At 65.1% G+C, this 10,468-nt stretch carries 11 protein-coding genes; 4 read left to right on the top strand and 7 right to left on the bottom strand.

Annotation, left to right across the window (positions count from 1 at the left end; translation table 11 throughout):
• Positions 1-121: 121 nt before the first annotated feature.
• From FJ941_RS28710 to FJ941_RS28720, 3 genes are all read right to left on the bottom strand, one after another.
• Entirely contained in the window at positions 122-1,495 is a 1,374-nt protein-coding gene (locus FJ941_RS28710; protein WP_140510959.1) for a HAMP domain-containing sensor histidine kinase, read from the bottom strand.
• A gap of 30 nt (positions 1,496-1,525) precedes the next feature.
• Positions 1,526-2,209 carry a winged helix-turn-helix domain-containing protein gene (locus FJ941_RS28715; protein ID WP_140510961.1) on the bottom strand — a complete coding sequence of 228 codons (684 nt, stop codon included), beginning with the start codon at positions 2,207-2,209 and terminating at the stop codon, positions 1,526-1,528.
• A 105-nt stretch (positions 2,210-2,314) separates the two neighbouring features.
• Entirely contained in the window at positions 2,315-3,109 is a 795-nt protein-coding gene (locus FJ941_RS28720; RefSeq protein WP_140510974.1) for a hypothetical protein, read from the bottom strand.
• 233 nt (positions 3,110-3,342) lie between these two features.
• On the opposite strand from FJ941_RS28720, the gene FJ941_RS28725 reads away from it, so the two are divergent.
• Positions 3,343-3,975, top strand: coding sequence for an isoprenylcysteine carboxylmethyltransferase family protein (locus FJ941_RS28725; RefSeq protein ID WP_140510963.1), 633 nt, complete (start codon positions 3,343-3,345; stop codon positions 3,973-3,975).
• A gap of 38 nt (positions 3,976-4,013) precedes the next feature.
• On the opposite strand, the gene FJ941_RS28730 is transcribed toward FJ941_RS28725, so the two are convergent.
• Positions 4,014-4,499 carry a hypothetical protein gene (locus FJ941_RS28730; RefSeq protein ID WP_140510965.1) on the bottom strand — a complete coding sequence of 162 codons (486 nt, stop codon included), beginning with the start codon at positions 4,497-4,499 and terminating at the stop codon, positions 4,014-4,016.
• A 218-nt stretch (positions 4,500-4,717) separates the two neighbouring features.
• On the opposite strand from FJ941_RS28730, the gene FJ941_RS28735 reads away from it, so the two are divergent.
• The gene (locus FJ941_RS28735) at positions 4,718-5,083 is read left to right on the top strand and encodes a RidA family protein (RefSeq protein ID WP_140510966.1); all 366 of its coding nucleotides are present in this window, start codon (positions 4,718-4,720) and stop codon (positions 5,081-5,083) included.
• Between the two features lie 30 nt (positions 5,084-5,113).
• Entirely contained in the window at positions 5,114-6,349 is a 1,236-nt protein-coding gene (locus FJ941_RS28740) for an amidohydrolase/deacetylase family metallohydrolase (protein ID WP_140510968.1), read from the top strand.
• A gap of 44 nt (positions 6,350-6,393) precedes the next feature.
• On the opposite strand, the gene FJ941_RS28745 is transcribed toward FJ941_RS28740, so the two are convergent.
• The 3 genes from FJ941_RS28745 to FJ941_RS28755 form a co-directional block, all read right to left on the bottom strand.
• Positions 6,394-8,175 carry an NAD(P)/FAD-dependent oxidoreductase gene (locus FJ941_RS28745; RefSeq protein WP_140510970.1) on the bottom strand — a complete coding sequence of 594 codons (1,782 nt, stop codon included), beginning with the start codon at positions 8,173-8,175 and terminating at the stop codon, positions 6,394-6,396.
• A gap of 108 nt (positions 8,176-8,283) precedes the next feature.
• The gene (locus FJ941_RS28750; RefSeq protein ID WP_246674064.1) at positions 8,284-8,499 is read right to left on the bottom strand and encodes a hypothetical protein; all 216 of its coding nucleotides are present in this window, start codon (positions 8,497-8,499) and stop codon (positions 8,284-8,286) included.
• Positions 8,500-8,668: 169 nt separating this feature from the next.
• On the bottom strand, positions 8,669-9,907 hold the full coding sequence (locus FJ941_RS28755) for a Xaa-Pro peptidase family protein (protein WP_140510972.1): 1,239 nt from the start codon (positions 9,905-9,907) through the stop codon (positions 8,669-8,671).
• A gap of 116 nt (positions 9,908-10,023) precedes the next feature.
• On the opposite strand from FJ941_RS28755, the gene FJ941_RS28760 reads away from it, so the two are divergent.
• The gene (locus FJ941_RS28760; RefSeq protein ID WP_246674065.1) at positions 10,024-10,263 is read left to right on the top strand and encodes a hypothetical protein; all 240 of its coding nucleotides are present in this window, start codon (positions 10,024-10,026) and stop codon (positions 10,261-10,263) included.
• Positions 10,264-10,468: the final 205 nt, after the last annotated feature.

The following is a 10,468-nucleotide window of genomic DNA, read 5'->3' on the forward strand; positions in this document are numbered from 1 at the left end:
TCGCTGGACTGCCTTCCCAAAGAATCTCTTCTCAGACCAATTTCAACTCCCAAAACGCCATATGCGATTCCCCTGCCGCAAGGGGGGAGGCCGTTACACCGGGTTTCGCCAACTTCCGAAGTTAATCCGTCGCCAAGGGAAAACTCACCACCACGGCCAGCCCAGGCCGGCAGTCCTCGAGCGTGATGGTCGCGCCGTGCAGGTCGGCGATCGCCCGGACGAGGCTGAGGCCGAGACCGCTGCCCGGCGTCGACCGGCTGTGGTCCAGCCGGTAGAGCCGCTGAAACACTTTTTCGCGCTCGCCGGCGGGAATGCCGGGGCCGTTGTCGGCGACGCTGGCAAGGACGCGGTCACCCTGGCGCGTCACCGACAGTTTGATCGAGGTGCCGGGCGGGCAATGGCGCAGCGTGTTCTCCACCAGATTGGCGACCATCTGCGTCAACAGTTCGCGATCGCCGTGGATCCGGCCCGTCGTCGTCTCCTCCAGCCGCGGCGGCAACAGCGACTTGCCGTCGTCCTCGGCCACGTCGGTGTAGACCTCGGCGATGGTCCGCAGGATCTCGCCGGGATCGACATCGGTGAAGCGCGCCTTGCGCGCGCCGGCCTCGATCTGGGCGATGCGCAGCAACGCGTCGAAGGTCTCGTTGATCTGATGGCCCTCGGCGCGCGCGTCAGCCAGATCGTCGGAGACGTCCTGGTGCCGCGCGGCCTTGTCGGCCGCACCCTCCAGGATCATCTGCAGGCGGTTGAGCGGCGTCTTAAGGTCGTGCGCGATGTCGGCGCTGACCTGCTTCATGCCTTCGACCAGTGCCGACAGGCGATCGAGCGCCGCGTTGACCTGGCTGGAGACGATGTCGATGTCGTCGCCCTTGCCGGTCAGCGGGATACGGGTGTCGAGCCTGCCATGCGAAACGTCGACCATCGTGGCGGCAATGCCGTCGAGACGGCGCTGGACGCGCGAGGCGAGCAGGGCGCCGCCGGTGACGGCCAGGCCGGTGATGATGAGCGTCGCCCAGCCGAAGCTCATCAGCATGATCGTTTCCAGCTCCTCCGTTTCGGAGAGGCTGAAGGCGATGGTCAGCGTGTTGGCGCCGACCGGACCGGAATAGGCGCGGTATTCGGTGCCCGGCGGCAGGCCAGGCATCTCGGCGCCGAACATCGAGAAACCATCGGGAAGCCCCGCCGCGGTGAAGTTGCCGGCGATATGGTTGCCGGTTGCGTCGGTCAGCGAAAAGAGCTGCTCCTTCCCAGGGCTGCGCGTGGAGTGGCTTTCGACGGTCTCCACCAACTCCCTGAGATCCTTGTCGGCATAGGTCGCGGCGATGACGGAATAGGTTTCCTTGATGGTGTCGTCCAGCTGCTCGGCAAGGTCGGCGCTCATCATCTGGTAGACGATGGCGCCCGCCAGCACAAAGGCCAGCATGAACAGGAAGGCGAACGTCAGGGCAAGCCGGAACGGCGTGCTGCGCAGCAGGCGGGTCCACGTTGCGGTCATGAGAAAGTCGCGGTCATCGGGATGGCGCGATCACTGGGAGAGCGGCGCGTGCAGGCTGTAGCCGGTGTTGCGGATGGTGTGGATGAGCTGGGTACCGAACGGCTTGTCGACCTTGGTCCGCAACCGGCTGATATGGGTTTCGACAACGCTGGTCTTGGGATCGAAATGAAAATCCCAGACGCGTTCCAGCAGCATGGTGCGGGTGATGACGCGGCCCTCGCCGCGCATCAGCACCTCGAGCAGGCTGAACTCCCTCGGCTGCAGGTCGATCGGCTGGCCCTGCCTGACGACGCGCCGCATGATGAGGTCCATTTCGAGGTCGGCGACCCTCAGAACGGTCTTCTGCTCCTGCGCGGCCGGCCGCCGGCCGAGCGCGTTGATGCGGGCAAGCAGCTCGGAAAAGGCGAAGGGCTTGACCAGATAGTCGTCGCCGCCGGCCTCGAGCCCCTCGACGCGGTCGTCTATGCCGCCGACGGAGGTGAGGAAGATCGCCGGCGTGCGCACGCCGGCGGCGCGGACAGCCTTGACCATCGACAGGCCGTCGAGGCCCGGAATCATCCGGTCGGCGACGATCACGTCGTAGCCGCCGCTGGTCGCGGCGAAAAGCCCGTCATGGCCATTGCGCAGGAGGTCGCAGACATGGCCTGCCTCGGTCAGGCCGCGCACGATATAGTCCGCCGTCCTGTGGTCGTCCTCGACGAGAAGTAGCCGCATCGCTGTTCCGGTTGATTGCCGATATCGGGGACAGGCTATCACCGGCACGGGTCCGTTCCTAGGATGGTCGCAAGGCCGGCTGCCGCCGCAGGGCCCGGCGGCGGCTCAGTCCGATTCCAGCAGGATCTCGTCGGCATCGCCGGCGGTTTGCCTCAATGTCATGGAGAGGACCAGGGCGATGATGCAGCCGAGGAAGATCAGGCTGGTGAAAATGGTGCCGAAACCCAAACCGCCATGTTCGGCCGGCCGCGACAGCCAATCGCCGAAGGAGGCACCCAGCGGACGCGTCAATATATAGGCGAGCCAAAAGGCCAGAACGGCGTTCAGGTGGACGAGATAATAGGCGAGCGCGATGAGCGCGATCACGCCGCCGAACAGCAGCCCCGTGGTCAGATAACCCATGTCGAAGGTTTCGGCGACAAGATCGCCGGCGGCGGTGCCCAGCGAGAAGGTGAAGAGGATCGCCAGCCAGTAGAAGATCTCGCGCCTGGTCGTGAAGATGGTGTGGATCGAAAGCGTACGCTCGCTCGCGTACCAGACCGCGAACGTCGCCGCGAGCACAACCGAAAAGGCAATCGTCGTGGTCTGCAGGCGTACGCCGAAATTGTCGACGAGGTTATCGGTGACCAGCGTGCCGACGACGCTGATCAGCACCACCGCCAGCCAGTAGGCCCAGGGCACGTAGCGTTTCCGCGTGAACTGCAGGACGAGGGCGACGATCAGGACGCCGGTCATGATCAGCGAGGTGGCGGTCAGCCCAAGGCCGAGGTTGACGGCGAGATAATCCGCCGCCGTCTCGCCCATGGTCACCGCCATCAGCTTGACCAGCCAGAAGTCGAGGGTGACGTCGGGAACCCGGTTGTGGCTTGGTGCGGCGGGGTGTGTGTTGGGCGCGAGCATGGCAAGTGTCCCGATGTCGATGTTGCGGCGGCGATCCGGCATCCGGACAATAGGCAAGCGACTTCACTCCAGCCTGTCTGGCGGCATACAAATTCGTAAGGATGGCTTTGCCTGGCGCAAAAGGTCTTTACGAATGCCGCGTGGTGCGCTGTTAGAGGATGAATGCCTTGCATCCGCCATCAATGGCGTGCCCCAGTGGCCGGGCTCGTATAGAGCGCCCCAGGAAAACACCAATGACCTACGCCTCCCTCAAGCCGGTTTCGAAGGCTTTCGTCCAGCGCAAGCGGCTGATTTTCATCCGCGTCGCGGCGGCGCTGGCGGTGCTGCTGCTGTTCCTGACCAAACCGGCGCTCAGCGAAGGCTCGAACGGCCACGAAACGCTCGAATTATTCGGCTTCTGCCTGGTGCTCGCCTGCGTCGCCGGCCGGCTGTGGAGCATCCTCTATGTCGGCGGCAAGAAGAATGAGGAGCTGGTTTCGGCGGGTCCATTCTCGATGACCCAGAACCCGCTCTACTTCTTCTCGACGGTCGGTGCGGTCGGTATCGGTCTGCTCTATGGGTCGCTGGTGGCCGCCGCCGCACTCGGCGTCGCCAGCTTCCTGATCTTCCGCGTCACGGCGCGCAAGGAAGCCGAATATCTCCTGGGCAAGTTCGGCCCGGCCTATTCAGCCTATATCAAGGCGACGCCCCGGTTCTGGCCGAACCCGCTGCTCTACCGCGACAGTGACGAGCTGCAGTTCTCGACGCGCGCGTTGAAGCGCACTTTTTTCGACGGGCTCTATTTCCTCGCCATCTTCCCGATCATCGAACTCATCGAGTATCTCCGGGAAAGCGGACTGCTGCCGGCTATCATCACGCTGTACTGATTGCCGTGCGGGCGCACGGCAATCAGCCGGCGCCTCGGCTAGCCGCCCAGTGGATACGGCATGTAGCCGACGAAGCCGGCTATCTTCCAGTTCGCCCCGACCTTCCGGCAGAAATACAGCGTCTGCCATTTCAGCCGGTCGACGCTGCCATCCGCCTTGGCGACGCTGCCGTCGAACTTCTTGTGCAGCACGGCGCGGTCGCCGTCGACATCGATGTCGCGCAGATTGGTGACGCGAAACAGCGCCTCGCGCAACGGCTCGGCGAATTTGGTCGCCGCCGTCTCCTTGGCCTGGCGCAGCCACTCGTCGCGATAGATCTCCAGCCGCGGGAATTGCAGCCGCCAGGCATCGGCGTTGCCGAGGAAATGCGCGTGCATGCCGAAGAAGCTTTCGGCGACGAAGTCGTTCTCGACCATGGACCAGTCCTGACCGATGAAGGCGTCGATGTCGCGCCGCACCAGCATCTCCCACAGCGCGTGGCGGTCGGCGTCGCCGGAAGGAAACGGGTTCTTGTCGAAGGTCATCGTCGGGGTCTCCGGTCTCGCAAGGGCGTCTGTCCGTCGTGGCGTCGAGCCCGTCCGGCAGCGCACGATGCAAGCGCTTCTGTAATAAAGCAACACGGATTTAGAAGGATGTTGCTTTCCAACAAGGGCCCTATCGGGATCACCCCGATCGCGGTAAATCTCGTCCCGAAGCGGGCGCCGCCTCGGTGCCTTGCCATGTCACCGGAGGAGGCCATCCCTTGCCCAAGCAGACTTTTGGAACGTCCCATGTGCCGCTGTCGCCCGCCGTGCGGGCCGGCGATTTCGTCTTTGTCTCGGGCCAGGTTCCGGTCGGCGGCGACGGCATCGTGGTCAAGGGCGGCATTGCGGAACAGACCGAGCAGGTGCTCGCCAATGTGAAGGCCGCGCTGGCGCTAGCCGGCTGTACGATGGAGGACGTGGTCAAGACCACCGTCTGGCTGGAGGACGCGCGCGACTTCGGCGGCTTCAACGCGGTCTATGCCAGGCACTTCCCGAAGAACCCGCCGGCGCGCACCACGGTCGAATCGCGGCTGATGATCGACATCAAGATCGAAGTCGAGGCCGTCGCGTACAGGCCGGTCTGAAAGGCAAAGTAACAAGGCGGAGGCATCTCCATGCAATTCGACCTCCTGCTGAAGGGTGGACGGCTGATCGATCCGGCGTCCGGCATCGACGCGCCACGCGATGTCGCCATCGCCAACCGCCGTGTCGCCGCTGTCGATGCCGACATCCCCGTGACCAGCGCCGCGCAGGTGGTCGACGCGTCCGGCTGCATCGTCGCGCCCGGTCTGGTCGACCTGCACAGCCACGTCTATTGGGGCGGCACCTCGCTCGGCGTCGATGCCGACAGGCTCGCCGCCAAGAGCGGAACCACCACCTTCATCGATGCCGGCAGCGCGGGTGCGGGCAATTTCCTCGGCTTCCGCCGTCATGTCATGGAGCGCTCCAAGGTGCGCATCCTGGCCTATGTCAACATTTCCTTTGCCGGCATTTTCGGCTTCTCGCAGACTGTGTCGGTCGGCGAATGCAGCGATCTCCGGCTTTGCGAACCGCGCGAGGTGGTGGCGGCGGTGCGCGAGCACGCCGACGTCGTCGTCGGCGTCAAGGTGCGCTCCGGCAAGCATGCCGGCGGCACCAGCGGCATCGCGCCGGTCGATCTGGCGCTGGAAGCCGCCGACAAGGCCGGGCTGCCGCTGATGGCGCATATAGACGAGCCGCCGCCCGGCCGCTCCGAAGTGCTGCCGCGCCTGCGCCGGGGCGACATCCTCACCCATTGCTTTCGGCCGTTCCCCAATGCGCCGGTGTTCGCCTCCGGCATGGTGCGGCCCGACATGTGGCTGGCGCGCGAGCGCGGGGTCATCTTCGATCTAGGTCACGGCATGGGCTCGTTCGATTTCGACGTCGCCCGCGCCATGCTCGCAGAAGGTCTGGCGCCCGACGTCATCTCGAGCGATGTGCATCTCTACTGCGTCGACGGGCCGGCCTTCGACATATTGGTGTGCATGTCGAAGCTGATGGCGCTCGGCATGCCGCTGGTCGAGGTTTTGCGCGCCGCGACGCAAGCGCCGGCGCGGGCGATCGCGCGGCCCGATCTCGGCACGCTGGCGGTCGGCACGGCGGGTGATGTCGCCGTGCTGCGGCAGCGTCCGGGCCGCTTCACCTTCGTCGACGCGGTCGGCGTCTCGCTGGTCGCCGACCAGCGGCTGATGTCGGAAGGCATCGTCATTGGCGGCACCTGGTGGCCGAACGAAGCGGCGAATGACCTTGGCGAGACCGAGCGTTTCGAAGCGCATGCCGCGCATACCCATGTCGAGGTGGCGACCCGGCATTTCGGGCATGGGCATGAGTGAGGCTGTGCGGTCTTCCCTTCTCCCCCTGTGGAAGAAGGAAGAAGCTAGAGGCCCGGCGCCCCGTACACCGGCGTCTCGATCCCCTCCATCCGCGCCTTGATCTGCAGCGCCACGTATTTCGAATAGAACCGCGACAGGGCCAGATTGCCGCCGTGGAACCATAATGCTTCCTGCGCCGTCGGTTTCCACATGTTGCGCAATTCGCCTTGCCAGGGGCCGGGGTCGCCCTTGACACCGGAGCCGAGGCCCCAGCACGGGCCGACCTTGTCGGCGACCTCGCGCGAGACGAGAGCCGCCACGTTCTCGTTCATCGACTGGTAGCCGGTGCAGGCGATGATGGCATCGGCCTCGATCTCGCTGCCGTCCTCGAACAGGATGCCTTTGGCTGCCAGCGATTTTACCGCGACGCCGCTGCGGATGCCGATCTTGCCGTCGATGATCAGGTCGGACGCGCCGACATCGATGTAATAGCCCGAGCCGGTGCGGTAGGCCTTCATCAAAAGGCCGGTCTCGTCGTCGCCGAAATCCAGCGCGAAGCCGGACGCGGCGAGACGCTCGTAGAATGCGGCGTCGCGCGCGCGGATGACGTCGTAGAGCGCGCGCTGGCCCTTGGGCACCAGCGCGAACGGCGTCGAGGCGACGATCATGTCGGCCTTTTCCGTGGTGATGCCGCGCGCCAGCGCATCCTCGGAGAAGATTTCGAAGCCGACCTGCATCAGCGTGTCCGACTTCACCACGGTGGTCGGCGAACGCTGGATCATGGTGACGTCGGCGCCGCTTTCCCAGAGGTCGACGCAGACATCGTGCCCGGAACTGGCCGCGCCGATGACGGCGACCTTTTTGCCGCGGAATTTCTCGCCGCTGGCATACTGGCTGGAGTGCAGCAGCTCGCCCTCGAACTGGTCCGCGCCCGGCAGCTCGATCTTGCGCGGCGGACCATAGGCGCCGGTGGCGAAGACGATGTGCTTGGGCTTCAGCGTGAGGCGCTGGCCGGCGCGGTCGACCACCACGGTCCATTCTTTCTCCACCTCGTCGTAGCTGGCGCTGAGGCACCTGGTGGCGCCCCAGTAATTCAGCTCCATGACGCGCGTGTACATTTCCAGCCAGTCGCCCATCTTGTCCTTGGGCGTGAAGACGGGCCAATTGTCGGGGAATGGAATGTAGGGCAGATGATCGTACCAGACCGGATCGTGCAGCACGAGCGTGCGGTAGCGGTTGCGCCAGGAATCGCCTGGCCGATCGTTCTTCTCGATGACGATGGTGGGCACGCCGAGCTGACGCAGCCGTGCGCCGAGCATGATGCCGCCCTGGCCGCCGCCGATGACCAGGCAATAGGGTTGCTCGGAGGCGCCAAGCTCGCGCGTCTCGCGCGCCCGCGCTTCCGACCAGGTCTCGCGTTCCGGGTCCGCCTTGTGGCGCACGCCGAGCGGCCGCGTCGCGCCCTTGCGCTCCTCGAACCCTTTCAGGTCGGTCATCGCCGTGAACAGCGTGCGGCAGCGGCCATCGCGCAGGCGCATGATGCCTTGTCCCGTGGCCACCGCCGTTTCGAAGGTGAACCAGGCCTCGATCGTGCCTTCATCCGAGGTCGCCTCGCCGGTGATCTGCCACGAGGCCGGCCTGGTCGTCGCCAGCGTCGACTTCAGCATATCGGCGATGGCGTCGCGGCCTTCCATGGTGGTGATGTTCCAGGTGAAGGTCAGCAGGTCGCGCCAGTAGCAATCGTCGACGAACAGGTTGCTTGCGGCCGACACGTCGCCGGATTCAAGCGCGTGCGCCAGGGATTCGAGCCATGCGGCCGCCTGTTTGGATGGTGACATTTCGAGCATTTCTTCCCTCTTGTATAAGTCCAATCCGTGTATTGGGACGGTCGAAGTCGGCGCTGCCCCTCTTCCGCCTGCCGGCACCTTCTCCCGGTATAGTGATGGGGAGAGCGACTAGTCTCCCAGCGGCTCCATTTCCTTGCCCGTGCGGTGGATCTGGGCGTTGTATTTGATGCGGCGCACGGTCTCGCGGGCTGGGCCGGCGAGCTTGTAGGCCGAGGCTACCGCCAAGACGTCGATCATTGCCGGGAAGGCGAAGCGCGAGGCGGTCAGCTTCAACGTGTCGGCATATTCGGGCACGGCAATCGGATGTCTGGCAGCAACGGTCATGAAGTCGATCTTCCCTAGCCCGCTTTCGGCCCGATTTCTTATCATGTCTGTACGCTGTCGTTCCATGCACCCGGCACCGTTGCAGCCGATGCGTGCCCAGGCATCACCGCCGAGTTCCGTAGAGTGCTGCCTCGCAATGGGCAACGCAAGCGCGCCAACCCCTGCCTCCCTATCCAATCACCTCTAGCCGCCTCGGCAGCCGGTTCATCACTACCGGTCCATCCGGCGTGATCAGGAACTGGTCCTCGAGATTGAAGCTGGCGAGGCCGTCGATGTAGAGCGGGATCTCGAAGGCCAGCACCATGCCGGCCTCGATCGCGATATCGCTGTCGGCGGCGATGAACGGCCATTGTTCGGAAAAGACCGACTGGCCGACGCCGTGGCCGAAATGGCCGCGACGGTAGGAGCGCAGGCCTTGCCGCGCCAGGCTTTCGGTGGCGACGCGGTGGACATGGGCGAGCGTGTTTCCGGGGACAAGCTCGGCCAGGCCATCCTCGAAGGCGCGCTCGGCAATGGCGTGCAGCTCCGCTTGATCCGCCGGGGGCGGGCCGAAGGTGAAGTTGCGCGACATATCGGAGGCGTAGCCGCCGACCGTGCAGACCATGTCGCATTTCAGCGGATCGCCAGCCACGGCCCTGGCGTCGGCGCCTTTGGCCCGGGCACCGAGCGTCATATATTCGGCCGTGATGACCGGATGAGACAAGCCGGCCGCCGCAGTGGCGACGCCTTGCCGGTAGAGCGCGACGAGGTCGCCCTGGCGCATGCCGGCCATGGCGTCGACCTGCAGCCGCTCCAGCCCGGCTTCGGACAAGATGATGCCTTGCCACAGGAGGTCGATCTCGCGCTGCGACTTGACGGCGCGCAGCCGGTCCAGCACGGACGACCCGTCGACAACAGGGCAATCCGGCAGCAGCGCCTGGATGGCCGCAAAATCGGCGGCGGGAATGAAGTCGAGGTCGAGGCCGAGCGTGGCGCGCTCCAGCCCGAAATCGATGAGCATGGCTTGCAGCTGGCGCACCGAGCCGGCGAGGTCGAAGGTGGCGGGACGCGAAAAATCCGGCGCGCGACCGAGCGAGGCCAGCCCGGCCTCGATGCGCTCCGCCAGCCCGGCAGGTCCTGTCCCGACCGGCGCGGACTCGATCCAGATCGGGTGCGAACGCACAACCATCTCGGGCGCGGCGGTCCGCAACTGCGCGGGGTTGAAGTCCGCGACCACGACGCCGATCGGCAGGTCCTGTCTGGCCGGGATGACGACGAAGCCGGCGCCGGCGCGCCGGAACAGGCCGGCCGGGCCGATCGACGCGCCGGTCGCATAGTGGAAGGCCTCGGGCGCGCAGAGCACCAGCGCCGCCATGCCGGCGCGTTGCATCAAATGCGTGGCGCGCTGGCGGTCGACAAAACCCGTCATGAAACGTCTCCGTATGCCTCAATCGGCAACGGAGCACTGCGGGTGCGGACAATCAAGCTGGTTGCTCGATGATATTGATCCCTGCGCACGGCCTGTTTTCGCCGCGAGAGAGCAAAGTGACGCTGGAAGGCGGCGAAGTGCTCAACCTCACCGATTTCCAGGTGATCGACGAGGCGGCCTTCAACACATTGAGCGACGAGGCCTTCTCGACCTCAGGAAGTCAGATGCGCTCGGCCTGCTCTATCGCCACCTCGCCCCGACCAACAGCTGGACCTCGCTGGCGCATCAGTGCGCAAGGGGGAGCGGGCGAAGAGCGCCTGAAGGCAAGAAGCGTATCGAATCGCGGTCTTGGATGAAGTGTTCGACTTGGCCGAGTTTGACGACATCCGGGTTGGAACATTTCAGGCGCTGTCCGGTTGCTTCCTCAGGAAATCCAGAGGAATACGGCCATGGTGATCAGCCAAGAAGAACGTGTCGCGCATATCGAGGCCTTTGCACGGGAGCCGATATTTGGCGCACGTGATGCATGGGCGTTTTTTGAAAGGCGATCGGGCCGCCTTG

The sequence above is a fragment of the Mesorhizobium sp. B2-3-13 genome, from assembly GCF_006442195.1.
GTDB lineage: Bacteria > Pseudomonadota > Alphaproteobacteria > Rhizobiales > Rhizobiaceae > Mesorhizobium > Mesorhizobium salmacidum.

What these genes read in the sequence shown, in the direction of transcription:
- FJ941_RS28710 (WP_140510959.1), bottom strand. Translation starts at nt 1,495, where the DNA reads ATGACCGCAACGTGGACCCGCCTGCTGCGCAGCACGCCGTTCCGGCTT.
- FJ941_RS28715 (WP_140510961.1), bottom strand. Translation starts at nt 2,209, where the DNA reads ATGCGGCTACTTCTCGTCGAGGACGACCACAGGACGGCGGACTATATC.
- FJ941_RS28720 (WP_140510974.1), bottom strand. Translation starts at nt 3,109, where the DNA reads ATGCTCGCGCCCAACACACACCCCGCCGCACCAAGCCACAACCGGGTT.
- FJ941_RS28725 (WP_140510963.1), top strand. Translation starts at nt 3,343, where the DNA reads ATGACCTACGCCTCCCTCAAGCCGGTTTCGAAGGCTTTCGTCCAGCGC.
- FJ941_RS28730 (WP_140510965.1), bottom strand. Translation starts at nt 4,499, where the DNA reads ATGACCTTCGACAAGAACCCGTTTCCTTCCGGCGACGCCGACCGCCAC.
- FJ941_RS28740 (WP_140510968.1), top strand. Translation starts at nt 5,114, where the DNA reads ATGCAATTCGACCTCCTGCTGAAGGGTGGACGGCTGATCGATCCGGCG.
- FJ941_RS28745 (WP_140510970.1), bottom strand. Translation starts at nt 8,175, where the DNA reads ATGCTCGAAATGTCACCATCCAAACAGGCGGCCGCATGGCTCGAATCC.
- FJ941_RS28750 (WP_246674064.1), bottom strand. Translation starts at nt 8,499, where the DNA reads ATGACCGTTGCTGCCAGACATCCGATTGCCGTGCCCGAATATGCCGAC.
- FJ941_RS28755 (WP_140510972.1), bottom strand. Translation starts at nt 9,907, where the DNA reads ATGACGGGTTTTGTCGACCGCCAGCGCGCCACGCATTTGATGCAACGC.